Annotated in this window: 22 protein-coding genes; 12 read left to right on the top strand and 10 right to left on the bottom strand. The window is 65.4% G+C overall.

All coding sequences use genetic code 11. From position 1 onward, the window contains the following. Positions 1-12: 12 nt before the first annotated feature. The 5 genes from fdnG (at position 13) to DND132_RS15350 (ending at position 8,012) form a co-directional block, all read left to right on the top strand. Positions 13-3,039: a formate dehydrogenase-N subunit alpha gene (gene fdnG, locus DND132_RS15370; protein WP_014323681.1), complete on the top strand. Its 3,027-nt coding sequence runs from the start codon at positions 13-15 to the stop codon at positions 3,037-3,039. A 12-nt stretch (positions 3,040-3,051) separates the two neighbouring features. Continuing rightward, positions 3,052-3,777 (top strand): 4Fe-4S dicluster domain-containing protein, encoded by a 726-nt coding sequence (locus DND132_RS15365; RefSeq protein WP_014323680.1) that lies wholly within the window; start codon positions 3,052-3,054, stop codon positions 3,775-3,777. A gap of 295 nt (positions 3,778-4,072) precedes the next feature. Next, entirely contained in the window at positions 4,073-5,296 is a 1,224-nt protein-coding gene (locus tag DND132_RS15360; RefSeq protein WP_014323679.1) for an ABC transporter substrate-binding protein, read from the top strand. After that, positions 5,293-7,302: an ATP-binding protein gene (locus tag DND132_RS15355; protein WP_014323678.1), complete on the top strand. Its 2,010-nt coding sequence runs from the start codon at positions 5,293-5,295 to the stop codon at positions 7,300-7,302. The genes DND132_RS15360 and DND132_RS15355 overlap by 4 nt, the downstream gene beginning before the upstream one ends. Then, the gene (locus tag DND132_RS15350) at positions 7,299-8,012 is read left to right on the top strand and encodes a response regulator (RefSeq protein ID WP_014323677.1); all 714 of its coding nucleotides are present in this window, start codon (positions 7,299-7,301) and stop codon (positions 8,010-8,012) included. The genes DND132_RS15355 and DND132_RS15350 overlap by 4 nt, the downstream gene beginning before the upstream one ends. A gap of 3 nt (positions 8,013-8,015) precedes the next feature. Here the strand turns inward: DND132_RS15350 and DND132_RS15345 are convergent, their stop codons facing one another. Together DND132_RS15345 and DND132_RS15340 are read right to left on the bottom strand one after the other, a co-directional pair. Beyond that, positions 8,016-8,594: a peroxiredoxin gene (locus DND132_RS15345; protein WP_014323676.1), complete on the bottom strand. Its 579-nt coding sequence runs from the start codon at positions 8,592-8,594 to the stop codon at positions 8,016-8,018. A gap of 9 nt (positions 8,595-8,603) precedes the next feature. Next, the gene (locus DND132_RS15340) at positions 8,604-9,134 is read right to left on the bottom strand and encodes a TlpA disulfide reductase family protein (RefSeq protein ID WP_014323675.1); all 531 of its coding nucleotides are present in this window, start codon (positions 9,132-9,134) and stop codon (positions 8,604-8,606) included. Positions 9,135-9,314: 180 nt separating this feature from the next. Between DND132_RS15340 and DND132_RS15335 the strand changes: the two genes are divergently transcribed. Beyond that, positions 9,315-10,025 (top strand): SIMPL domain-containing protein, encoded by a 711-nt coding sequence (locus DND132_RS15335; RefSeq protein ID WP_014323674.1) that lies wholly within the window; start codon positions 9,315-9,317, stop codon positions 10,023-10,025. 6 nt (positions 10,026-10,031) lie between these two features. Here the strand turns inward: DND132_RS15335 and DND132_RS15330 are convergent, their stop codons facing one another. From DND132_RS15330 to DND132_RS15295, 8 genes are read right to left on the bottom strand one after another with little or no spacing between them, the layout of a single operon-like run. Beyond that, the gene (locus DND132_RS15330; RefSeq protein ID WP_014323673.1) at positions 10,032-10,457 is read right to left on the bottom strand and encodes a hypothetical protein; all 426 of its coding nucleotides are present in this window, start codon (positions 10,455-10,457) and stop codon (positions 10,032-10,034) included. A 16-nt stretch (positions 10,458-10,473) separates the two neighbouring features. Next, the gene (locus DND132_RS15325; protein ID WP_014323672.1) at positions 10,474-11,328 is read right to left on the bottom strand and encodes a UbiA family prenyltransferase; all 855 of its coding nucleotides are present in this window, start codon (positions 11,326-11,328) and stop codon (positions 10,474-10,476) included. Next, positions 11,325-12,548 (bottom strand): cytochrome c oxidase subunit II, encoded by a 1,224-nt coding sequence (gene coxB, locus DND132_RS15320; protein WP_014323671.1) that lies wholly within the window; start codon positions 12,546-12,548, stop codon positions 11,325-11,327. Before coxB ends, DND132_RS15325 begins: the two co-directional genes overlap by 4 nt. 3 nt (positions 12,549-12,551) lie before the next feature. Then, a complete protein-coding gene (locus DND132_RS15315; protein WP_014323670.1) occupies positions 12,552-12,845 on the bottom strand; it encodes a cytochrome C oxidase subunit IV family protein in 294 nt (97 codons plus the stop codon). A gap of 11 nt (positions 12,846-12,856) precedes the next feature. Then, positions 12,857-13,453, bottom strand: a complete 597-nt coding sequence (locus DND132_RS15310) for a cytochrome c oxidase subunit 3 family protein (RefSeq protein WP_014323669.1) — start codon at positions 13,451-13,453, stop codon at positions 12,857-12,859. Continuing rightward, positions 13,440-15,062: a cytochrome c oxidase subunit I gene (gene ctaD / locus DND132_RS15305; RefSeq protein WP_014323668.1), complete on the bottom strand. Its 1,623-nt coding sequence runs from the start codon at positions 15,060-15,062 to the stop codon at positions 13,440-13,442. The genes DND132_RS15310 and ctaD overlap by 14 nt, the downstream gene beginning before the upstream one ends. Further along, positions 15,063-15,965 carry an SCO family protein gene (locus tag DND132_RS15300; RefSeq protein ID WP_014323667.1) on the bottom strand — a complete coding sequence of 301 codons (903 nt, stop codon included), beginning with the start codon at positions 15,963-15,965 and terminating at the stop codon, positions 15,063-15,065. It lies immediately after the preceding gene. A 9-nt stretch (positions 15,966-15,974) separates the two neighbouring features. Continuing rightward, positions 15,975-16,280 (bottom strand): c-type cytochrome, encoded by a 306-nt coding sequence (locus tag DND132_RS15295; protein WP_014323666.1) that lies wholly within the window; start codon positions 16,278-16,280, stop codon positions 15,975-15,977. 222 nt (positions 16,281-16,502) lie between these two features. On the opposite strand from DND132_RS15295, the gene DND132_RS15290 reads away from it, so the two are divergent. From DND132_RS15290 to tmcC, 6 genes are all read left to right on the top strand, one after another. Next, positions 16,503-18,566, top strand: coding sequence for a methyl-accepting chemotaxis protein (locus tag DND132_RS15290; protein ID WP_014323665.1), 2,064 nt, complete (start codon positions 16,503-16,505; stop codon positions 18,564-18,566). A 307-nt stretch (positions 18,567-18,873) separates the two neighbouring features. Next, positions 18,874-19,281: a TadE family protein gene (locus DND132_RS15285; RefSeq protein WP_014323664.1), complete on the top strand. Its 408-nt coding sequence runs from the start codon at positions 18,874-18,876 to the stop codon at positions 19,279-19,281. A gap of 4 nt (positions 19,282-19,285) precedes the next feature. After that, entirely contained in the window at positions 19,286-19,675 is a 390-nt protein-coding gene (locus tag DND132_RS15280; RefSeq protein WP_014323663.1) for a TadE/TadG family type IV pilus assembly protein, read from the top strand. Between the two features lie 5 nt (positions 19,676-19,680). Continuing rightward, positions 19,681-20,850 carry a pilus assembly protein TadG-related protein gene (locus DND132_RS15275; protein WP_014323662.1) on the top strand — a complete coding sequence of 390 codons (1,170 nt, stop codon included), beginning with the start codon at positions 19,681-19,683 and terminating at the stop codon, positions 20,848-20,850. Positions 20,851-21,552: 702 nt separating this feature from the next. Continuing rightward, entirely contained in the window at positions 21,553-22,812 is a 1,260-nt protein-coding gene (tmcD, locus tag DND132_RS15270; RefSeq protein ID WP_014323661.1) for an electron transfer complex subunit TmcD, read from the top strand. A gap of 13 nt (positions 22,813-22,825) precedes the next feature. Beyond that, the gene (tmcC, locus tag DND132_RS15265) at positions 22,826-23,485 is read left to right on the top strand and encodes a TmcC family electron transfer complex membrane anchor subunit (protein WP_014323660.1); all 660 of its coding nucleotides are present in this window, start codon (positions 22,826-22,828) and stop codon (positions 23,483-23,485) included. Positions 23,486-23,502 lie beyond the last annotated feature (17 nt).

The following is a 23,502-nucleotide window of genomic DNA, read 5'->3' as shown; positions in this document are numbered from 1 at the left end:
ACAGGAGGTAGAATGCACACCAACCGGAGAAACTTCCTCAAGCTCTCCGCCGTCGCGGCAACGGCCACGGCGTTCGGCGGGCTCGGGTTCGGCTGCAAGGCCAAGGCGGCGACGCTGCCTGACCACGCATCGGCCCTGGACCCGAAATGGAGCAAGCAGACCACGACCGTATGTTGTTACTGCGCCGTGGGCTGCGGCCTGGTCGTCAACACGTCCCTCAAGGACATGAAGGCCATCAACGTCGAGGGCGACCCCGACCATCCGATCAACGAAGGCGCCCTGTGCGCCAAGGGCGCCTCCATCTGGCAGCTGGCCGACAACGACCGCCGTCCGGACTCGGTCCTGTACCGGGCTCCCTACTCCAACAAATTCAAGAAGGTCTCCCTGTCCTGGGCGCTGGAAACCATCGCCCGCCGGATCAAGGACACCCGCGACGCGACCTGGACCGAGAAGAACGCCAAGGGCCAGGTGGTCAACCGCTGCGACGGCATCGCCTCCCTGGGCTCCGCCGCATTGGACAACGAGGAGTGCTGGGCCTACCAGACCATGCTCCGCAGCCTCGGCCTGGTGTACATAGAGCACCAGGCACGTATCTGACACAGCGCGACTGTTGCGGCTCTGGCAGAGTCGTTCGGACGCGGTGCGATGACCAACCACTGGATTGACATCCAGAACTCCAATTGTGTTCTCATCATGGGCAGCAACGCTGCCGAAAACCACCCCATTTCCTTCAAGTGGGTGACCAAGGCGCAGGAAAACGGCGCCACCCTGATCCACGTCGATCCCCGTTTCACCAGGACCTCGGCCAAGGCCGACTTCTACGCGGGCATCCGCTCCGGCGCGGACATCGCCGTGCTCGGCGGCATGATCAAGTACATCCTGGACAAGGACCTGATCTTCCACGACTACGTGGTCAACTACACCAACGCCTCCTTCATCGTCGGCGACAAGTTCTCGTTCAACGACGGCCTGTTCTCCGGCTACAACGAGTCCACCCGGACCTATGACAAGTCCAACTGGGCCTTTGCCATGGACGCCGAGGGCAACCCGAAGAAGGACCCGACCCTGAAAGATCCCAAGTGCGTGTACCAGCTGCTCAAGAAGCACTACGAGCGCTATGATCTGGACAAGGTCGCCGACATCTCGGGCATGAAGAAGGAAGACCTGGTCAAGCTGTACGAGACCTACGCGGCCACCGGCAAGGCTGACAAGGCCGGGACCATCATGTACGCCATGGGCTGGACCCAGCACACCGTGGGCGTGCAGAACATCCGTACCATGGCCATGATCCAGCTGCTGCTCGGCAACATCGGCGTGGCCGGCGGCGGCGTCAACGCCCTGCGCGGCGAATCCAACGTCCAGGGGTCCACGGACCACTGCCTGCTGTACCACATCCTGCCCGGCTACCTGGCGACCCCCCTGGGTTCCCAGCCCGACCTGGCCGCGTACAACAAGGCCAACACGCCGGTCTCCCACGATCCCAAGTCCGCCAACTGGTGGGGCAACTTCCCGAAGTACTCCGCCTCGCTGATCAAGGCCATGTGGCAGGAAGACACCCCGGAAGACGCCTACCAGTATCTCCCGCGGCTCGACTCCCTGTCTGCCATGGAATACTCCTGGCTGACCCTGTTCGACAAAATGGACAAGGGCAAGTTCAAGGGATTGCTCGCCTGGGGCATGAACCCCGCCTGTTCCGGCGCCAACGCCAACAAGAACAGACAGGCCATGGCCAAGCTGGACTGGCTGGTGAACGTTAACATCTTCCCCAACGAAACCGGATGGTTCTGGGAAGGACCAGGAATGGACCCGTCCAAGATCAAGACCGAGGTCTTCTTCCTGCCCTGCGCCGTCTCCATCGAGAAGGAAGGTTCCATCACCAACTCCGGCCGCTGGATGCAGTGGCGCTACAAGGGACCGGACGCCCCCAACGGCCAGAAGCCGGACGGCGACCTCATCTATGACCTGATGAAGGAAGTCCGCCACCTGTACGAGAAGGAAGGCGGCGTCTACTCCAAGCCCATCACCCGGCTGACCTGGGACGCCATCGCCACCGACGGCGTGTTCGACTCCCACAAGACGGCCAAGCTGATCAACGGGCACTTCACCCGCGACACCACGATCAAGGACAAGCTCTACAAGAAGGGCGAGCAGGTTCCCAGCTTCGCCTTCCTGCAGGCCGACGGCTCCACCTGTTCGGGCAACTGGCTGTACTGCCACTCCTACACGGAGAAGGGCAACATGGCCGCCCGCCGCGACCTCAACCAGACCGCGGAGCAGGCCAACATCGGCCTGTACCCGAACTTCTCCTGGTGCTGGCCCGTCAACCGCCGCGTGCTCTACAACCGCGCCTCGGTTGACCTCAAGGGCAACCCCTACAACCCGCAGAAGGCGGTCATCGCCTGGAACGGCGAGAAGTGGGTGGGCGACGTGCCCGACGGCGGCTGGGCCCCCGGAACCAAGTACGCGTTCATCATGCGCAAGCACGGCTTCGGCCAGCTGTTCGGCCCCGGCCGGGCCGACGGTCCGTTCCCGGAATACTACGAACCGCTGGAATGCCCGGTGAAGTCGCATCCCTTCTCGAGCACCCTGCACAACCCCACGGCGCTCAAGTTCGACGCCGAGGAAAAGGCCGTGTGCGATCCCAGGTATCCCCTGATCGGCACCACCTACCGCGTGACCGAGCACTGGCAGACCGGCCTCATGACCCGAAACTGCGACTGGCTGACCGAATGCGAGCCGCAGATCTTCGTGGAAATGAGCCCGGAACTGGCCGAACTGCGCGGCATCGAGAACGGCACCAAGGTCATCGTGGACTCCCTGCGCGGCTCCCTGTGGGCCAAGGCCATCGTGACCAAGCGGCTCAAGCCGTTCACCATCCAGGGCACCGTGGTCCATCAGGTGGGCCTGCCCTGGCACTTCGGCTGGACCTGGCCCAAGGATGGCGGCGACTCCGCCAACCTGCTGACCCCGTCCGTAGGCGACCCGAACACGGGCATCCCCGAAACCAAGGCCTTCATGGTCAACGTCCGTAAGGCGTAAAGGAGGAATGACATGAGCAAGACATTCTTCATCGACCTGACCAAGTGTACGGCCTGCCGTGGTTGCCAGGTTGCCTGCAAGCAATGGAAGAAACTGCCCGCCGAGAAGACCGAAAACTGGGGCTCCCATCAGAACCCCAAGGACCTGTCCGGCACGACCCTCAAGCTCGTCCGCTTCCAGGAAGTGGAGGGCGACAACGGCATGCAGTGGCTGTTCTTCCCGGAACAGTGCCGCCACTGCGTGGAGCCGCCCTGCCTGGATGCCATGACCATTCCCGGGTCCATCATCCATGACCAGGAGACCGGCGCCGTGATCTACACCGAACTGACGGCCGACGAACCTGACAAGGAAGCCTTCGCCATGGCCTGTCCCTACAACATCCCCCGGGTCAACGAGGAAACCGGCCAGGTGGTCAAGTGCGACATGTGCGTCGACCGCGTCAAGGTCGGGCTGCTGCCCGCCTGCGTGCAGACCTGCCCGACCGGTGCCATGAACTTCGGCGACCGGGACGAGATGCTGGCACTGGCCGAGAAACGGCTGGCGGCCGCCTCGGTGAAATACCCCGATGCGGAACTGGTGGATGCCGACTCGGTGCGGGTCATCTACCTGGTGCAGACCGATCCGGACAGCTACTACGAGTCCCTGTCCGCGGACGCCTCCGACGTCCGTCGCGGCCCCATGTCCAGGAAGCAGTTCCTGGCCAGCCTGGGCCGTCCGGTCAAGCGCATGACCTCATAACGCTCCTACTCCACCCCGGCGCGGGCCTCGCCCCGCGCCGGGGTTTCTCCCTCTGAACACCTCATGCGGGAACACCTCCGTAAGCCACACCGTCCGGCAGCCGAAAGGCCCCGGGGCTGACGGAGTTTGCCATGACCTCGGCAGGCGCGTACTGCCGGGGTCTTTTTCTCCCGGACGCAGGGGACGGGCGGCGATGTTGCTTTGTGGGGAAATGGACCTGTCTTGTGTTTTGGCCGACGAGACGGTAACGGATTATGGCAACGCCTTGCCGCCGACCCCAACATGGAGCCGTACCTTGCGAAACGCCCCTCTCCTCTGCATCCTCCTCTTCCTGGCCCTGGGTCTCGCCGGCTGCGGCCGGTCCGAAAAGGCCACCGCCGAGGATGCCGGTACGCCGGGGGTGTCCGACACCGAAATCATCCTCGGGTCCTCCCTGCCCCTGTCCGGCCACGCGGGCTACCTCGGCACCCAGACCCTCCAGGGGGCCCGGGCGTACATCCGCTACGTCAACGAGCGCGGCGGGGTCCACGGCCGCAAGATCCGCATCGAGGCCGACGACGACTCCTACGACCCGCCCCAGTGCCTGGCCAACACCCAGCGGTTCATCATCGACAAGAAGGTCTTCGCCCTGTTCTGCTATGTGGGCACCCCGACCACGGTCAAGGCCCTGCCCCTGGTGGAGGACGCCCACGTCCCGCTCATCGGCATGTTCACCGGGGCCAACGCGCTCCGGCAGCCGCCCAACCGCTACGTGGTCAACATCCGCGCCTCCTACTACCAGGAGACCATGGCCGCGGTCCGGCACATGGTCGAGGACCTGGGGTTGACCAAGATCGCGGTCTTCTACCAGTACGACGCCTACGGCTTCGACGGCCTCATCGGCACCGAGCTGGCCCTCAAGAAATTCGAGTTGGAGCCCGTGGCGCGCGGCTCCTACATCCGCGGCACCCTGGATGTCCAGGACGGCCTGGACCGCATCCGCAAGTCCGGAGCCGAGGCCGTGGTCATGATCGGCACATACGGGGCCTGCGCCCGGTTCATCAACCTGTCCGAGGAAGAGGGCTACAACCCGATATTCTACACCGTGTCCTTCGTCGGCGCCGAAGAGCTGGCCTGGCGGGTGGGCAGGGCCTCCCCGGCCCACGTGTTCATGTCCCAGGTGGTCCCGCCGCCGGTGGAGTCCGACGACCTGAACGACTCGGCCTCCAACTATGTCAAGCTGCTGCACCGCTACTACCCTGACGACACCCCGAGCTTCGTGGGCCTCGAAGGGTTCCTCAACGCCGAGATCCTGGTGGAGGGATTACGCCGGGCGGGCCGCGACCTGACCCGCGAGGGGTTCATCAAGGCCATCGAATCCATCAAGGACTTCACCCTCGGGCCGGGGCTGACCATCACCTACGGTCCCTTCGACCGCCAGGGGCTGGACGCCATCCACTTCACCAAGCTGCACGACGGCAAGTTCATCCCCTTCACGGACTGGGCCGAGTTCAAGAAGGAACTGGAGACCGGCAAATGACCACCGGCGAACGGCTCTCCTCCCGATTCGCGCGCATCGGCCTGCGCGAGAAGCTGCTCGTCTCCATGCTGGCGGCGGTCCTGTTCATCTCCGTGGCCATCGCCCTGGTCTCGCGCTGGATCCTGGTCTCCTCCCTGACCAACGAGCTGGAGATGCGCGGCTTCGCCATCGCCCACTCCGTGGCCGAGCGCGGCGGCTCCTACATCCTGGACAACGACATCCCCAAGCTCCTGGTCCTGATCTTCGACGAGGCCAGGCTCAGGCAGCGCAAGGACCTGGTGGCCTACATCTTCATCGAGGACCAGGCTGGCCGCATCCTGGCCCACACCCTGACCCACACCCTGCCCGACAACCTGCGGGCCAACACCCTGCCGCCGGGCAAGGCGGACTCCATCAAGCTCATGGAGCTGGGCAACCAGGAGGTCTACGACCTGGCCGCGGCCATCAACGAGGGGCTGTACCGCATCGGCACGGTCCACGTGGGGTTGAACAAGCGGCACATCGACACCCTGGTGGGCAAGCTGCGCGTGGCCTTCCTCGGCTTCATCTCGGCCGTGGTCATCATCACCATCATCCTGTCCTCCTGGCTGTCCAAGTACATCACCAAGCCGGTCTCGGACCTGACCCGCCTGTCCGACGAGATCAGCCGGGGCAACTTCGACATCCCGCTCAAGCTCGGCTCGGGCGAGGACTGGAACTCGGCCGAGTGCCCGGCCTTCACCAACACGGACCTGCCCTGCTGGCACTTCGACCAGTCGCGCAGCGGCCAGACCCCGGCCGAGACCCACCGCAAGTGTGCGGACTGCGCCTTCTACCGCAAGCACGAGGGCGACGAGGTGGTCCAGCTCGGCGACTCCTTCCGCAACATGGTCTGGTCCATCAAGCTCTACCGCCGCCGCCTGCGCGAGTCCGAGGAGAAGTACCGCTCCCTGTTCGACTCCGGCCCGGACCCGATCTTCGTCGTGGACTGCGCCAGCGGGACCATCCGCGACGCCAACCCGCGCACCATGGAGCTCTACGGCTACTACAAGGAAGAGATCATCGGCATGAAGTTCCTGGACCTGGGTCCGGAGCACAACGCGGACTGCCTCGACTACTTCATCGAGGGCGGCGGGGGCTGCATCTATTTCCCCAAGCGGCTGCACTACAAGAACGGCGGCGAGCCCTTCTTCGTGAACATGCACGCCTGCCCCATCTCCTACCGGGGCAAGCAGGCCATCATCATCGCGGTCACGGACATCACCGAACTCATCGAGAAGGACGCCCAGCTCATCCAGGCGGCCAAGATGAAGTCCCTGGGCGAGATGTCGGCGGGCATGGCCCACGAGATCAACCAGCCCCTCAACGCCATCAAGGTGGGCAGCGAATTCCTGTCCATGATGCAGGAGGAGGACCTGGCCATCCCCAAGGAACACTTCAAGGAAGTGGTCAACGAAATCTCCGCCCAGGTGGACCGGGCCGCCGAGATCATCGACACCCTGCGCTCCTTCGGCCGCAAGTCCGACCTCATGGAGGAGTCCGTGGACCTGAACCAGCCGGTCCGGGCGGTCCTGTCCATGATCCGGCGGCAGTTCGAGCTGGACAACATCCGCTTCGAACTCGATCTGGCCGACAACCTCGCCACGGTCCAGGCCCACTCCAACCGGTTGCAGCAGGTCATCTTCAACCTGGTGACCAACGCCCGCGACGCCATCGACGACGTGTCCAACGAGGACGCGGACGGCGACCGGCGCATCCGCATCCGCACCGGCAACCTGGATCACCGGGTCTTCATCGAGGTGGAGGACACGGGCTGCGGCATCGACGAGAAGGACCAGCAGAAGATCTTCGAGCCCTTCTTCACCACCAAGGAAGCGGGCCAGGGCATGGGCCTGGGCCTGGCGATCACCTACGGCATCATCAAGGATTACGGCGGAGAAATCCGCATCAACAGCACCAGGGGGCGCGGCACGATCTTCCGCATGGAATTTCCGGCCGCCAATTCCCGGGGAGAGACCAAGGCATGAACCACAAAGTACTGGTCATAGACGACGAAAGGCCCACCCTGAAGATGTTCACCCTCCTGCTCACCGCCTACGGCTATGAAGTGCTGACCGCGGAGAACGGCCTGGAGGGGGTCGAGATCTTCAAGCGGGAATCCCCGGCACTGGTGCTGACGGACATCAAGATGCCGATCATGGACGGCATCGAGGCCCTGAAGGCCATCAAGAAGCTCAATCCCGCCGCCGAGGTCATCGTCATCACCGGCCACGGCGACATGGACCTGGCCATCCAGGCCCTGAACCTCGACGCCACGGACTTCATCAACAAGCCGCTCAAGCGCGAGGCCCTGGAAAAGGCCCTGACCCGGGCCAGGGAGCGCATGACCATCGCCCGCAACGCCGAGGGCCAGGTGGTCCTTGAGGAGAAGAGCCGGGCCGCGGTCATCGGCGTGCGCGGCAACGTCTCGGCCATGACCATGCCCCGGCTGATCGAAGCCTTCGAGCAGGCCGTGGCCATGGGCAAGGAGGCCGTGCTCATCGAGTTCGAGAAGAACGCCTCCATCAACGGCGCGGGCATCACCGGCCTGACCGAACTGCTGCGCGGCCACACGGGCGGCACGCGCATCTTCCTGGCCGGACTGTCGAGCAACTTCCGGTCCGTGTTCGAGACCCTGGGCATCACCAGGTTCGCCGAGCTGTTCGACCGCGAACGGGAGACCCTGACCGGCGACTAGAGGCTACTCGGCGAGTTTTTCCAGTTCGTTGACAATGCCGCCCAGGTCGGGCCGCGAGTTGATGTCGTGGACGTCGATGTAGCGGATGATCCCCTGCCTATCAATGATGAAGATGGCCCGCTCGGCCGTGCCGTCGCTCCTGAGGACGCCCAGCGCGCCCGCCGCCTTGCCGTGGGGCCAGAAATCGGACAGCACCGGGAAGTTCAGGCCGTGCATGGCCTTGACCCACATGGCCTGGGACGGGGTGTTGTCCTCGCTGATGCCGATGACCTCGGCGCCCAGGTCGTGGATCATGTCCAGGGCCAGGTTGTAGCCCGGCCACTGGTCCGAGCAGACCGGGGTCCAGGCCGCAGGCACGAAGGACAGGACCACGTTTTTCTTGCCCAGGTAATCGTGCAGGGAGACCGTGCCGCCCTTGATCTCGCGCAGGGTGAAGTCCGGGGCCGGATCGCCGACCTTGACCTTGAGGGTCGAGTCCGTGGGCTTGAGCTTGCCCGGATCGAAGGTCTCCATGTGCCCGGCCAGGGCTCCCGGGGCCAGCAGACACCAGGCCAGCAGGGTGAACAACAGCGCGCGTTTCATGGCTACCCCCTATTTTCCCACCAGTTCCAGCATGTTCTTCAGGAAAGCGTCCTTGTCCTTGATCTCGCCCTCGTGGAAGAGCAGGATCGCCCGCTTGCGGTCGCGCATGTCCACCAGGTAGTAGGCCGGGGTCCCGACGTTGCCCACGGCCTTGTGGGCCGTGTAGTCCGGGTCCTCGAAGAGCGGGAATCGGACGTCGAACTTCTTGCGGTAGAAGGCCACCTCGAACGGGGTGTTGCCCGCCGCGATGCCCACGAAGCGCACCTTGTCCGCCTTGTCCGAGGCCAGGGTCTTGGCGAACATCTCGTTCACCCCTGGCGCGTCGTGCTGGCAGATGGGGCAGTACATGCTGAACACCTCCACGAGCACGAAGTCCGAGGCGATGTCCGAGAGCCGGGCGTCCTGTTCGGGCACGCCCAGGTACTGGCGCTGTTCCGGGCTGATCTTGCCCTCCAGGGCCACGTTCGGGAAGAGGTCCGCGGCCAGGGCTCCCGTGGACAGGAGCAGGCAGGCGGCCAGGGTCATGATATATCGTTTCATCGTATTTTCCTCATTGGGTTGCAGGTCGGATTTCGGGTCGGATACCAGAATATAGTCTAACCGAAAAACCGGGAAAACGGCAACGCCCGACCTCTCTCGCCCGCTTCTGCACCTTGCCCGGCCCCGGCGAACGAGGTATCCTCCAAAACCGATCCACACCCCAACCGCAAAGGACGCCCCATGGAACGCAGACCTCTCGCCCCTTCCCTTCTGACCGGCCTCATCCTGGCCGTCGGCTTCGTGGCCGGCTGCTGGGTCCTGGCCGGAGCCCTGGTCGATTTCAAGGCCATGGACCGCTACGTCTCGGTCAAGGGACTGGCCGAGCGCGAGGTGGCCGCCGACCTGGCCATGTGGCCCATCAGCTTCAGCGTGGCCGCCGACACCCTGCCCGACCTGGACGCGGCCCTGGCCCGCTCGCGCGCCGAGGTCATGGCTTTCCTCAAGGAGCAGGGGCTGGACAAGGCCGAGATCATGAACGCGGCCCCCAGGGTCCAGGAGAACCAGTACGACTCCCCGAACCGGCAGCCCGCCCACCGCTACACGGCCCAGGCCGTGATCACCGTGCGCTCGGGCGACATCGCCACGGTCAAGAAGGCCATGTCCGTGGCCGGCGAGCTGGTCCCGCGCGGGGTGCTCCTGGTCCAGAACTACGAGTTCCGCCCGACCTTCGCCTTCACCGGCCTGAACGCCGTCAAGCCGGACATGATCGCCGAGGCCACCCGCAACGCACGGGACGCGGCCCGGCAGTTCGCCGAGGACTCCGGCTCCCGCGTGGGCGGCATCCGCCGCGCCTCCCAGGGGTATTTCTCCCTCCAGGACCGCGACCAGTACACCCCGGAGATCAAGAAGGTCCGGGTGGTCACCAGCGTGGACTACTTTCTCGAGGACTAGCCCGGACTAGCCGAGCAGCAGGAGGCGGACGGCCTCCGCGCCGGACCAGACCTGGTACAGGGCCAGGGCGAAGGCGGCCGCGTTGGCCGCGCCGTGGGCCAGGGCCAGGCCGGGCCGCTTGCCGCTCGGCTTCTGCAGGATGAAGCCAGTGACCAGCCCGGCCAGAAGGAGCGGCAGCATGATCAGGCCGACCGCGTGATGCGGCCCGGTCAGTCCCGCCGTGCCCCAGGCCCGCTCGGCCGCGTACGCCCCGATCACCAGCCCCGCCAGCCAGGTCCAGACCACGATCTTGCCGTACCGGACATGCCCCTTCCAGTCGAAGGCGCACTTGCGTTTCAGGTGCTGGAAGCGGAACCGGTTGACGCCCATGCGCAGGACGTGGACGCCGAGGAGCAGGGCCGCGAGTTGGAGCAGGGGATGAATCCAGAGCATGGTCGTCCTTGAGGGCTCAGGTGGTGGCGAGGAGGAGCGTGGCGAGCCCCAGGGGCAGGGAGCAATGCATGGCCGCCAGGGCGGGGCGCGGGTGGTCCGACGCGGCCAGCCAGGCGGCGGCCGCCCCGGCCAGGAGCAGGACTGGCGGGACGAAGGCCCGCAGGGAGGCCGGTCCGGCCAGCCCCGCGAAGCAGCCGAGCGCCGTGAAATAGGCCGCTACCCAGACGCCCATGAGCCCGGCCCGGAGCTTCGGGTCCAGGCCCGGCCCGAGCACGGCGAACCCGGCCCGAATGTAGTCCGCGCGGTGCTTCTCGGCCAGCAGCCAGAAATGCGGCACCTGCCAGAGATAGAAGATGGCCGTGACCCCCAGAATGTGCGGGTCGAGCACGGGCCCCCCGGCGGCCAGCCAGCCGGTCAGGGGAGGCGCGGCCCCGGCCACGCCTCCGGCCAGCAGGGCCGTGGGCGAGACCGTCTTCAGCGGGGTGTACAGCCCGTTGTAGACCGCGACCACCGCGAGCCCGGCGAGCAGCACGGGCCACCCCCCGGCCAGAAAAAAGAGCAGCAGCCCGGCCCCGCCGAACAGCCCGGCCCGGAGCGCCCCCCGTCCCGGCGTCATGCGCCCCGAGGCCAGGGGTCGCTCCCGGGTGCGGGCCATGCGCGCGTCGCGCCCGCGCTCCTGGACCTGGTTCAGGGCCGAGCACCCGCCGCAGAGCAGGAAGGCCCCGGCCGCCGCAGTGAAGGCAGCACCCATCTGCACGCCGCCGTGGAGATGGCCGTGGTAGAGCGCGCCGAACAGGCTCCCGGCCGCCACGGCCAGGCTGACCTTGGGCCGGATCAGGGCCGCCATGGACGCGAGCCGGTCCGCGATCATTGGTCGCCCTCCTTGCCCAGGGATCTGATATAGCCGAGGAGCTGGTCCACGGACGCGGCGTCCAGGTCGTCGAAGGCGGGCATGCCGTCGTCGAACCCGTCGGGCACGTTGGCCGAGGGATCGGTGATGGCCCGGCGGATGTAGTCGTCGTCCGCCTTGAGGGCGTAGGGCTTGCCGTCGGCGGTCCTGCCCTTGCGCTCGGCCCCGTACAGGCCGAGGAAGGTCGGGCCCACGTCGTCCTCGCCCGTGGCCGTATGGCAGCCCAGGCAGCCGAGTTCGTCGGCCAGGGCCGCGCCCTTGTCCTCGGCCTTGCCGCCCTTGAGCAGGTAGGCGGCCATGATGTCCAGCTGTGCGTCGGACAGCTCGTCCCCATAGGGCGGCATGCCGTCGTCCCACCCCTTGACCAGGGCCGCGCCGGGGTCGCGCACGGACTGACGGATGTACGCGGCGTCGGGCGTGATCGTCTTTTCCGTGCCGTCGCGCAGGATCACGGTCTCCCGCCTGCCGCCCAGGTCGAGCAGGCTCGGGGCGTTCTCGGCGGAGAGGTCCTGGGAATGGCACTCGAAGCAGCCGTACTCCTCAAGCAGGGAGAGGCCCAGTTCCTCCTCCTCGGGCTCGTCCCGGCCGTTCAGCCAGGTCTCGAACTCCGCCTTGTCCACCACCCGCAGGATGGTGATCATGTCCGCGTGCTTGAGCCCGCAGTACTCTGCGCAGAAGATGTCGTAGTCGCCCACGGTGTCGGACTGAATCCAGGCGTCGGTGTCCATGCCCGGCACCAGGTCCCACTTCACGCGCATGGCCGGGACGTAGAAGGAGTGGATCACGTCGCGGGTGGTCAGGGTCAGCTTGACCGGGGTGTCCACCGGGATGACCAGCTCCCCGGAGGTCTTGCCGTTTCCGTAGGTGAACCGCCAGGACCACATGCGCCCCTCCACGGCCACGGTCATGGCCCCTTCCGGGATGGTCCGCATGGCCTTGAACGAGGTCCAGCCGGTCCAGAACAGGCCGAGCACGATCAGGGTGGGCAGGACGGTCCAGAGAATCTCCAGGCCCACGGACCCCTTGATGTCCGTGGGTACCGGATTGCGCCGCCAGTTGTAGCGCCACAGGAACCAGAGCATGGTCGCGGTCACGGCCACCAGGATGAACACGGCGAACCCGAGAATGATCAGGAAGGCCTGGTCCACCTGTCTGGCCGCGCTGAATATCTGCGGATACATGGCCTACCTGTTCGCCGTGTCGAAAAAGGTGAATCCGATGAAGATGGCCAGGATGACGAAGGCCACCAGAACCATGATCTTGAGGGTCCGGTTCTCATACTTGAGGTGCATGAAGAAAAAGACCACCAGGGACGCCTTGACCGAGGCGATGGCCATGGCCGCGACCACGTTCAGGAAGCCCAGGTGGATGGTCGAGACCTCCACGGTGACGGCCGTCAGGACCATGAGCGCGGCCCAGACCGCGATGAACAGGCCGTAGCCCGGCCCGTGGCGTTTCGTCTGCTCGTGTTCGTTCATGCCGCCTCCGCCTAGGTGATAAGGTAATAGAGCGGAAAGAGGTAGATCCAGATGAGGTCCACCAGGTGCCAGTACAGCCCGGCGTTCTCCAGGGCCACGAAGTGATCCGGGGTGCAGGCGCCCGCCGCCATGCGGGTCCAGACCCACAGGAACACGCCCATGCCGATGATCACGTGCAGGCCGTGCAGGCCGGTCATGGTATAGTAGAGGGAGAAGAAGGCCTGCTTGCCCGGCTCCCACTGGATGAGCGTCTCCCCGCCGGGGTAGATGCCCGCGTGAATCTTGTGGGACCACTCGAAATACTTGATGACCAGGAAGCAGCAGGCCAGGGCCAGGGTGACCGCCATGCACGCCTTGGCCGTCCGGGGGCTGCCCTTCCGCAGGCCGACCACGGACAGGGCCGCGAACAGGCTCGAGGTGATCAGGACCACGGTGTTGGTGGTCCCCAGGGTCACGTCCAGCAGCCTGCTCGCCTCGTGGAACTCCGTGGGGTAGCGGCCGAGCGTCACCGAATAGAGCACGAACAGGCCGCCGAAGAGCAGGATCTCCGTGAACAGGAAGATCCACATGCCCATCTTGGCCCCGAGGTCGTCCCTATGCGCCGTCATCGTCCCTCGCTTCGCTGAAGTCGTAGGGCCCGTGGGTGACCACCGGCTCGGTGTCGAAGTTGTGCGTGGGCGGCGGGGACGGCAGGGTCCACTCCAGGGTGGCCGCCTTCCACGGGTTGCGGCCCACGGGCTCGCCCCGGTAGCGCGAATGGATCAGGTTCCCGAGCATGAGCGCGAGCCCCACGAAGGTGATCCACGAGCCGTAGGTGGACAGCTGGTGCAGGGAGGTGAACTGCGGCAGGTAGTCGTAATAGCGCCGGGGCATGCCCTCCAGGCCGAGCAGGTACATGGGGAAGTACAGCCCGTTCAGGCCGACGATCAGGATCAGGGCCGCCGTGGTCGCCAGCCTGCGGTTGTACATCCTGCCGTACATCTTGGGGAACCAGTAGTGGATGGCGGCGAACATGCCGAAGCCCGTGCCGCCGAAGATGACATAGTGGAAATGGCCGACCACGAAGTAGGTGTCGTGGACGTGCATGTCCGTGCCCGCGGAGCCGAGCACCAGGCCGGTGATGCCGCCCATGGCGAAGAGCAGGATGAAGCCGAGCGCGAAGACCAGCGGCGGCTCCAGCCGGATGGACCCCTTGTACATGGTGGACAGCCAGTTGAAGACCTTGATGGCCGAGGGCACGGCCACGATGAAGGTCAGGAAGGAGAAGACCATGACCGCCGTGTCGGACATGCCGGACACGAACATGTGGTGCGCCCAGACCAGGGAGCCCGCGAAGGCGATGGCCAGGGACGAGCCCACGATGGTCTTGTAGCCGAAGATGGACTTGCGGCAGAAGACCGGGATGATGTCCGAGACGACCCCCATGGCGGGCAGGATCATAATGTACACCGCCGGGTGGGAGTAGATCCAGAAGAGGTGCTGGTAGAGGATCGGGTCCCCGCCCCGCGCCGGGTCGAAGATGCCCATGCCGAGCAGCCGCTCGACCACGATCAGGACCACGGTGATGGACAGGATGGGCGTGGCCAGGACCTGAATCCAGGCCGTGGCGTACAGGGCCCAGGCGAACAGGGTCAGCCGGGTCCAGGTCAGCCCCGGCGCGCGCAGCCGGTGGATGGTGACGATGAAATTCAGCCCCGTGAGGATGGACGAGAAGCCGAGGATGAACACCCCGGCCACGGCCACGGACACGTTGGTGGTGGTCACCGCCGAGAACGGCACGTAGAAGGTCCAGCCCGTGTCGGGCGCGCCCCCGCCGGTGAACAGCGAGACGAGCGCCGTGGCCCCGCCGATGACGTAGAGCCAGAAGGAGAACATGTTCAGCCGGGGGAAGGCCACGTCCTCGGCCCCCAGCTGCAGGGGCAGGAAGATGTTCCCGAAGGCCGCCGGGATGGAGGGGATGACCACGATGAAGATCATGATCACCCCGTGCAGGGTGAAGACCGCGTTGTAGGTCTGCTGGTCGATGAAGTCCTTGCCCGGCCAGAAGAGCTCCAGCCGGATGAGCATGCCGAGGCACACGCCGACCACGAAGAAGGCCGTGATGCACCACAGGTAGAGCATGCCGATGCGTTTGTGGTCAACGGTGAACAGCCACTCGCGGACCCAGGACCCGCCCCCCGGTGCCATGAACCCCGCGTTCACCGCGTCCGTCGTCATCTAGCGCCTCTTCCTTTTCCTGCCGCCGAGCAGCAGCCAGGCCAGGAAGACGGCCACGAACCCGACGATGGTGAACCCGGACACGCGCAGGATGTCGAAGACGTAGCGCCGCCCCTGGGGATCGTAGTTGTAGCAGAACGAGAGCAGCCGCTTCACGGACAGGCCGGTCTTGCCCTGGGCCGCCTCGGCCCCGGCCATGGTGATGTCGAAGGGCAGGAAGGTGGAACCGTACAGGTAGCGGACCACCTTGCCGCCGGGCGCCACGGCGATGGCCGCCACTGGGTGGGCCCACAGCCCGCCCTGCCTGCGCACGGTGAAGCCCAGGGCCGCCAGGGTGGCCTTGATGGAGGCCTCGTCCCCGGTCAGGAAGCTCCAGTCCTCGGCCGGCCAGGCCGCGCCCGCGATGGCCGTGTAGTTGCGCTTGGCCCGGGCCGCGTCCTTGACCGTCTCGTGCGGGTCGAAGCTCAGGGAGACCACCTTGAGTTCCTTGCCGGGCGTCAGCTTGACCTCCGGCAGGATGGAGGCCAGCGAGCCCTGGAGCAGGCTGCACACGTCCGGGCAGCGGTAGTAGACGGGCAGGAGGAGGAGCGGCACGTCGGCCAGCTCCGGCAGGCTCACCCGGTTGCCTGCGGCGTCCACGAAGGGCACGTCCGGCAGCTGCGCGCCGAGGTGCTCCACGATGCCCACAGGCGCTTCCGGGGCTTCGGCCTCGGCCTCGGCCATCATCTTGGCGTGGTCGTGCGGGGCGTCCACGGGCTGCCCGGTCATGGTCCGGTCCGCATGGCCCGCGTGGTCCGACGACTGTGCGGACGCGTCACGGGGCATGCCGTCGGTCCCGCCGGTCGCCCAGCACGGGGCGACCAGCAGGACGACGAGCAGCAGCGACGGAATCGTGAAGCGCATCGGCCCCGCCTAGAGGGAACCGATGTAGTCGGCCAGGGCCTTGATGTCGTCGGCGGTGAACTTGGAGACCATGCGTTCCATGGTCTTCTTCTTGGCCCCGCCGTAGGTGCCGTTCTGGTAGCCCGTGAGCTTCATCTCGATCTCCTTGGCGGACTGTCCCTTCAGGACCGCGCCGCCGCCCGACGGGGAGGATTCGGTACCGTCGCGGTGGCAGTTCGCACACCGTTTCTTGTACAGTTCACCGCCGTCCACGGCAAAGGCGGCGGTCACGCCGAAGCAAAACACGACAGTCAACGCAATCAGCAGTTTCTTCATTTCGTCCTCTGTTCAGGCTAAGGGTTGCAGTTCGATTCCTGTTCACCATCCTACGCATTTTTCATTTTTTTTCCACCGCAGGGGCGAAATAATCACGCCCCTCGCCGAAACCGCCGTGTATTCGCCGCCATCAATATTCTAATAGCGCATTTCTTCGAACGGACTATACGATTTGGGCAAAACCGAGCCCCGACCGGCCCGCCAACACAGGGAGATACGCATATGGGCATCAAATGGAAGCTGCTTTTGATCACCGGCCTGCCGGTGTCCGCCATCCTGATCATATTCGCCGTTGGGCTGACCAGCTTCAGCATCCTCGATTCGCACATGGCCATGGTCAACGGCCTGCAAACGGATCAGGCCACCCTGATAAACGCCGACCGCGACGCCTACCAGGCCCAGGCGGCCATCGAGCAGGCCCAACAGGCCGCCTCCCAGGAGGCCCTGAACAAGGACAAGGCGGACTGCGCCGAGAACATGCAGCAGACCTGGGAACGGATCACCGGCCCGGCCGCGAACTTCACCCCGGACATGGACAAGGACTTCTCCGACTTCAAGAGCAACTTCCAGGCCTGGGAAAACAACAACAGGTCAATCCTCGCCCTGACCACCGAGACCCTGGCCGCCAACCTGACCCGAAACGAGGCGGAACAGGCGGCCCTGGCCTCCTTCGACGCCATGCGCGAGATCGTCAACCAACTCGGCGAGACCGCCGAAAACCGCCTGAAAAGCCCCCTGCTGCCCGAGACTGAACGGCTGCGCGCCGAGGAGGCCCTCGGCCTGATCCTCAACGCCGACCGCGACGCCTACCAGGCCTACGTGGCCCAGCTCCTGATCATCCGCAGCCTCGACCCCGCACAGATCAAGGCGCAGGCCGACGCGTTCACCGAGAACCTGGAGCAGACCCGCGACCGCGTGACCAGGGGCGCCAGGCTCCTCGGCCCCGAGGGGCAGCGCCTGGAATCCTCGTTCCTGTCCATGCTCGACACCTGGGCCGCCCACAGCCGCCAGGTGGTGGACCTGTCCACGGCCAACGCCGACAAGAACCTCCGGCGGATCACCCAGCTGAACGAGAGCATGAAGGCCTTCGCGGCCATGCGCTCCTCCATCGACCGCCTCGGCCAGCTGGAAGTGACCCGCGTCGAGACGCAAATGGCCGAACTCGGAGCGGTGGTGCAGCGGACCATCTGGATCTACGTGGCCATCTCGGCCCTGTTCATTCTGGCCTCGGTGATCCTGACCCTGGTCTTCTCCACCCGGTTGGCCGCCGTCATGAAGCGGGCCGCTCGGGTGGCCGAGTCCCTGGCCGGTGGCGACTTCACCGTACACCTGGACGTGAACCGCGGGGATGAGATCGGCCAGCTGGCCAAGGCCATCGGGGCGATGATCGACAAGCTCCGGGCCATCGTCTTCGACGTCCAGGACTCGGCCTCCAACGTGGCCGCCATCTCCGAGGAGCTGGCCGGCTCGTCCCAGTCCATGAGCCAGGGGGCCACCCAGCAGGCCGCCGCCGTGGAGGAGGTGTCGGCCTCCATGGAGGAGATGTCCTCGAGCATCAGCCAGAACTCCGAGGGCGCCTCCAAGACCGGAGGAATCGCCATGCGCACCGCCGAAGAGGCCCGCCAGGGCGGCGAGGCCGTGCGCCGGACCGTGGAGGCCATGACCCAGATCGCGGAAAAGATCTCCATCATCGAGGAGATCGCCCGGCAGACCAACCTGCTGGCCCTCAACGCGGCCATCGAGGCCGCGCGGGCGGGCGAGCAGGGCAAGGGGTTCGCCGTGGTCGCGGCCGAGGTGCGCAAGCTGGCCGAACGCAGCGGCACCGCCGCCGCCGAGATCGGCGAGCTGTCCGCCGCCAGCGTGGACGTGGCCGCCCGCGCGGGGAAGATGCTCGACTCCATCGTCCCGAACATCGAGGAGACCGCCGAACTGATCCAGGAGATCTCGGCGGCCAGCAACGAGCAGAACGCGGGCGCCTCCGAGATCAACTCCGCCCTCCAGCAGCTCGACTCCGTGGTCCAGACCAACGCGGGCTCCTCGGAGGAGATCGCCTCCACGGCCGAGGAGCTGTCCTCCCATGCCATGCGGCTCGAAACGACCATGGCCTTCTTCAACCTCGGCCAGGAAGCCGGGTTCCGGCCCGCCGGACCGGCCCCGGCCGGGACCAGATCCGGATCGCGGCCCGCAGCCCTGCCCAAGGGCGCCGACCGAAGCGCGGTCCCCGAACCCGTCCAGGGTCTGGACATGGACATGGGCGACGGGAACGACGCCTTCGAGCGGTTCTGATTCCCCACGCCACCGTGCACCCGCCAGGGCGGTCCCGACCACGGGGCCGCCCTTTTTCGCACGCCTTTCCATTGCTCCGGCCGATGTCTCGGACGGTTGGGAACGGCTCGTCTCAATCCAGAATTAATGGACACAGGACGGTCCCGACTCCATCATTCCTGGACACGCGCCAGCGCTTACGATGGGATTTGGTTTTTGGTCACATTTTTTAATTCAAGTATATCAATATGATATAAATTTTATTTTACACCCGTACATGGCATGTCACTTGCTATGCGTAATGCACATTCCTTAATTGGAGGATGCCATGATGAGACTAAACAAGACGCGCAGGAAGACGCGGCACGGGCTGGCCGCCGTGGAGATGGCCATGCTTCTGCCGGTTTTTCTGTTGCTGTTGATGGGGATAATGGATGCGGCCCGGCTCTTCTGGACCCAGGGCGTGGTCCGCGACGCCGCCTTCGAAGGCGCGCGCATGGCCGTGCTCAACGAGCCGACCCTCGACCAGATCAAGACCGTGATCCAGCGAGAACTGACCGCGGGCGGCGTCAGCCAGGAGTCCTCTGTGGAAGTGGGCGCGCGCGAACCGTCCCAGCCCGTGGACGTGACCGTGTCCGTGCCCTTCGAGTTCCTGGTCATCGACAACCTGATCCCGTCCTTGAGAGACCGGTGCAGCCAGGTCGCGGCCACAGCCGTGATGACGCACGAGAGGTAACGCCATGCGCAAGAACCAAGACACCCGGCGCGGCAGCGCGGTCATGGAATTCGCCCTGCTCATGGCCCTGCTCCTGACCCCCCTGCTGGCCGGCATCTGGGACGCCGCCCAGATGATCGACATGAACCAGGTCCTGACCCGAGCCGCCCGAGAGGGCGTGATCATGGCCTCGCGCGGCGACGACCCCACCGAGACCGTGCGCTCCTATGTGGCGGCCGAAGGGCTGTCCACGGACAACCTGACCGTGTCCGTGGAGTTCGGCCCCGAGGACCGCGTCCTGGGCCAGGAAGTCTCGGTCTCCCTGAACTACAATTTCGCGGACAACACCGTGTACCCGTGGGGCAACCTCATGCCCGACGGCATGACCACGGTGGCCCGCGCCAAGATGGAGTAACGGCCATGCGTACGCACTTCCGCAGACCGGACAACGAAAGCGGCTTCGCCACCGTGATGGTCAGCCTGTGCATGGCGGCCCTCATGGGGCTGACAGCCCTGGCCGTGGACCTGGGCCGGGCCTACCTCAAGCGCAGCGCCCTTCAGACCGCGGCGGACGCCGGGGCCCTGGCCGGAGCCAACTCCCTGCTGGCCGCGGGCAAGGACCTCGACAAGCTCCGCCTCATCGTGACCAACTACACCACCCGGAACCTGACCGACGCCGACGGGCCCGCCAAGGCCCTGACCGACGCGGACATCGTCTTCCTGCGCGACGGCGTGCCCGACGAGGAGCAGCCCAACCAGGTGGAGGTGACCGTCACCCTGTCCGGCGAACGCGAAAACGCCTTCCCCCTGTATTTCGGCAAGGCCGTGGGCAAGCCAGCCATGGACATCGTCGTGACCTCCAGGGCCGGACTGGCCGGCATGTGCTCGAGCAAGTGCTCCAAGCCCTTTGTGGTGCCCACCAAGTACGAGTGGGACGACGACGCCGCCCCCGGCACCAAGTACTACCAGAACGGCACCCTGGATGTGGACAGCCCGCAGGAGATGGCCACCATCGTGGTCCTCGGCTACACCCAGGACGACGTGGGCACGCAGATCGTCATCAAGCCCGGCGACCCGAGCCTGGCCATCGTCCCCGGCCAGTACAACCTGGTGGACCTGCCCCCGGTGAACAAGGGCGACCCCATCACCGGCGCGGCCATGGTCAAGGAGAACATCGAGGGCTGCACCGGGTCCAACAGCTACGCCACCGTGGCCCCCGAGGACGAACTGCTCCTCGAACCCGGAAACTCGGCCGGGCCGGTCAAGGCCGGAGCCAACGTCCTCATCGGCCTCGACCCCTACGCCACCTGGGACACCTCGACCAACTCCATTGAAGGCAGCTCCTTCAGCGATCCCATGGACAGCCCGCGCGTGGTCATCATCTCCTTCTACGACCCGCGCTACCCGCCCAGCGGCGGCCGCAACACCCTGATGGTCTACGAACTCGGCGCCTTCTTCATCGAGAACGTGGACAGCGCCGGAAACGTCACCGCCCGGTTCATCAACACCGTGGCCGTTGACCCGGACTCCGACGGCACGGACTGCCTGCTGCGCATCAGCCGCCTCATGCTCGATTCCAGCCGGTCCTAGACCGCCGAACACACCATAAAACCGATCAGGGGACGCCCGCCGGAAACGGCCGGCGTCCCCTTTCGTTACCGACGAAAATCCCCCCTGTCCGGGCGGCAACAGGCCGCCAACCCCGCCGCCGGGCCAAATCCGGGCATTGTTTGACCATTTTACCGAAAAATAACGAACCGAACCGGTCTGAAATAGTCATTTAACTCTGAAAAGAATGGACTATTTTCTTGCCCTGTGCTTATACATAGCCTTGTCTCAGGCCAAGAGGTTGCGAGCGGCAAGGAATCTGCTGAAATGTATGGATATTCCTTGTCGCGATGTATCTTGGACCGAGGCCCTAGCTGGTATCAGCAACGGAATCGAGGGTGCACTTCGGGAAGGGATGCACATCCTGGTTCGGACGGCCCAGGCCGCCGGACCGCCTCGAATCCTTGGGAGTCGAAATCGTCATGCCCGGCGACCCCGGGCAGGCCGCGCGAAGCGGGCCTCAGTGCCCGAGGTCGGCCGTCCCTTGGATTCAGACACGCCCGCCGGGCTGCGCGCAGCGAACCAGGCGGATGGCTGCAATCCGATGACCCTGTCGGGATGGGCCGAAGTGAATGCCGTCCGACGAACACGACCCCCACGTTGAATGAACGGTCTCGCCGCCCGAGGGTGGGACGATTTTCTGCCGCTCCCATGGGGAGCGGTGTCACAACACAAGGGGGTGCTATGGGAAAAATCTCCTCATGGGATTGGGAACCCGGCCAAAAAACGGTCGTTAAATCCCTCTCCCCTCTCGAAGGACACGAATGGCAGGAAGAGCCGTACGTCTCGCCTGACGGCGAGACCATCGCCGCCATCGTCAAGATCGGCGACGGCGAGTTCTCCGTTCGGACCAACGACTCGGTCTGGGAAGCCACGTTCGAAAAGATCTGGTATCCGAAATTCTCCCCGGACGGCCGCCTGACCGCCATCTGCCAGCAGGACATGGAATGGGTCCTGGTGGCCGACGGCGAAGCCATGGGCGAAACCACCGACTACATCTGGGACACCATGTTCAGCGAGGACGGCTCGTCCATCGCCACCATGTACAAGTCCATGGAGCGGTACGGCATGTGCGTGAACGGCGAGCCGTGGGAAAACCTGTTTGAAAACGCCAACATGCCCGCCTTCTCCAAGAACGGCGAGCACACCGCCGCCGTGGTCCAGGCCGAAAACCTGGCCGCCGCCGACCTCGAAGGGTTCAAGCGCGGCGTGTACACCGTTGCCGTCGACGGCGAGGCCTGGGCAGGCCGCTACGTGAACATCTGGAACCCGGTCTTCAACAACGAGGGCGACTCCCTGGCCGCCACCTGCCGGACCACTGTCTACGCCCACACCATCGTCGTGGACGACAAGCCCTGGGACGCGACCTACAACCAGGTCTGGGAGCCGATCTTCTGTCCCAAGGACGGCAGCGTCGTCGCTCCGGTCCGCGTGGCCGGCAAGTGGGGCGTGGCCAAGGACGGAAACATCCTCTGGGAACCCCGCTACGTCCAGTGCTTCTACCTCCAGTATGACGCCTCCGGCGAAAAACTGTGGTCCGTGGTGGCCACCAGCTACGGCCAGTTCACCGCCTGCGTGAACAACGCCTCCTGGGACGAAACCTGGCCCACCGTGTCCGACCTGGTGGTCAGCCCCGACGGCCAGCGCGCCGCCATCCTGGCCTCCGAGTACAACAAGGACTTCCGCATCGTAGTGGACGGCACCGCCTGGGCCGGCACCTACGACATGGTCTGGCCCGTGGTCTTCTCCCCGGACTCCTCGACCGTGGCCGCCAAGGTGGAAAAGAACGGCAGATTCCGGATCCTGGTCAACGGCAAGTCCTTTGAACGGGACTTCGACGCCGTGTGGCCCCCGATCTTCAGCGAGGACGGCACCAAGGTGCTCATCCGCGCCATCGAAAACAACAGCTACGTCCGCATCGTCGCGGAAGTGTGCAACTTCTAAAGGGGGAGCTGATATGACTGCATTCTACGCCTTCGTCACCGGCCCCCTCGCCTGGATCGCCTTCGGCGTCTTCATCCTGGGCGGCATCTACCGGCTGGTCAGCATGTACTCCCAGGCCAAGGCCAAGGACGGCTCCTCCATCGCCTACATGAGCTGGTACTACGGACTGCGCTCCATCCTGGTGTGGATGATCCCGTTCAAGTCCATGGGCTGGAAATCCGATCCCCTGATGACCGTGACCACCTTCATCTTCCACCTCTGCTTCCTGCTGGTGGCCGTATTCCTGGGTGCGCACGTCGTCATGTGGAACACCGCGTTCGGCATCAACCTGCCGAGTCTGCCCGCGCAGTTCGGCGACATCGTCAGCTTCGTGGCCCTGCTCGGCTGCGCCGTCTTCGCGTACCGCCGCCTCGCGCTGCCGCACGTCAAGGGCGTCACCCGTTGCCAGGATTGGTTTGCCCTGATCCTCGTGGCCCTGCCGTTCCTCACCGGCGTGCTGGCCTACCACCAGGTGGGTCCGGTCCTGCTCATGACCACCCTGCACGTGCTCTCCGGGGAACTGCTGCTCGCTCTGATCCCGTTCACCCGTCTGAGCCACGCGCTGTTCGTCCTGTTCACCAGGGCGTACATGGGTTCGGAGTTCGGCGGTGTCCGCCATGCCCACGACTGGTAGGCCAAACCATTACGCAA

Source organism: Pseudodesulfovibrio mercurii, from assembly GCF_000189295.2.
Classification (GTDB): Bacteria; Desulfobacterota; Desulfovibrionia; order Desulfovibrionales; family Desulfovibrionaceae; genus Pseudodesulfovibrio; species Pseudodesulfovibrio mercurii.
Note: the sequence above shows the minus strand (reverse complement) of the source record. Positions and strands in the feature narration are given on the sequence as shown.

Coding starts and splice junctions, on each gene's coding strand:
- DND132_RS15345 (WP_014323676.1), bottom strand. CDS start 8,594: ATGAAACGCGCGCTGTTGTTCACCCTGCTGGCCTGGTGTCTGCTGGCC.
- DND132_RS15365 (WP_014323680.1), top strand. CDS start 3,052: ATGAGCAAGACATTCTTCATCGACCTGACCAAGTGTACGGCCTGCCGT.
- DND132_RS15340 (WP_014323675.1), bottom strand. CDS start 9,134: ATGAAACGATATATCATGACCCTGGCCGCCTGCCTGCTCCTGTCCACG.
- DND132_RS15280 (WP_014323663.1), top strand. CDS start 19,286: ATGCGCAAGAACCAAGACACCCGGCGCGGCAGCGCGGTCATGGAATTC.
- DND132_RS15355 (WP_014323678.1), top strand. CDS start 5,293: ATGACCACCGGCGAACGGCTCTCCTCCCGATTCGCGCGCATCGGCCTG.
- DND132_RS15295 (WP_014323666.1), bottom strand. CDS start 16,280: ATGAAGAAACTGCTGATTGCGTTGACTGTCGTGTTTTGCTTCGGCGTG.
- ctaD (WP_014323668.1), bottom strand. CDS start 15,062: ATGACGACGGACGCGGTGAACGCGGGGTTCATGGCACCGGGGGGCGGG.
- DND132_RS15285 (WP_014323664.1), top strand. CDS start 18,874: ATGATGAGACTAAACAAGACGCGCAGGAAGACGCGGCACGGGCTGGCC.
- DND132_RS15290 (WP_014323665.1), top strand. CDS start 16,503: ATGGGCATCAAATGGAAGCTGCTTTTGATCACCGGCCTGCCGGTGTCC.
- tmcD (WP_014323661.1), top strand. CDS start 21,553: ATGGGAAAAATCTCCTCATGGGATTGGGAACCCGGCCAAAAAACGGTC.
- DND132_RS15350 (WP_014323677.1), top strand. CDS start 7,299: ATGAACCACAAAGTACTGGTCATAGACGACGAAAGGCCCACCCTGAAG.
- DND132_RS15275 (WP_014323662.1), top strand. CDS start 19,681: ATGCGTACGCACTTCCGCAGACCGGACAACGAAAGCGGCTTCGCCACC.
- DND132_RS15325 (WP_014323672.1), bottom strand. CDS start 11,328: ATGATCGCGGACCGGCTCGCGTCCATGGCGGCCCTGATCCGGCCCAAG.
- tmcC (WP_014323660.1), top strand. CDS start 22,826: ATGACTGCATTCTACGCCTTCGTCACCGGCCCCCTCGCCTGGATCGCC.
- DND132_RS15300 (WP_014323667.1), bottom strand. CDS start 15,965: ATGCGCTTCACGATTCCGTCGCTGCTGCTCGTCGTCCTGCTGGTCGCC.
- DND132_RS15315 (WP_014323670.1), bottom strand. CDS start 12,845: ATGAACGAACACGAGCAGACGAAACGCCACGGGCCGGGCTACGGCCTG.
- DND132_RS15330 (WP_014323673.1), bottom strand. CDS start 10,457: ATGCTCTGGATTCATCCCCTGCTCCAACTCGCGGCCCTGCTCCTCGGC.
- coxB (WP_014323671.1), bottom strand. CDS start 12,548: ATGTATCCGCAGATATTCAGCGCGGCCAGACAGGTGGACCAGGCCTTC.
- DND132_RS15335 (WP_014323674.1), top strand. CDS start 9,315: ATGGAACGCAGACCTCTCGCCCCTTCCCTTCTGACCGGCCTCATCCTG.
- DND132_RS15310 (WP_014323669.1), bottom strand. CDS start 13,453: ATGACGGCGCATAGGGACGACCTCGGGGCCAAGATGGGCATGTGGATC.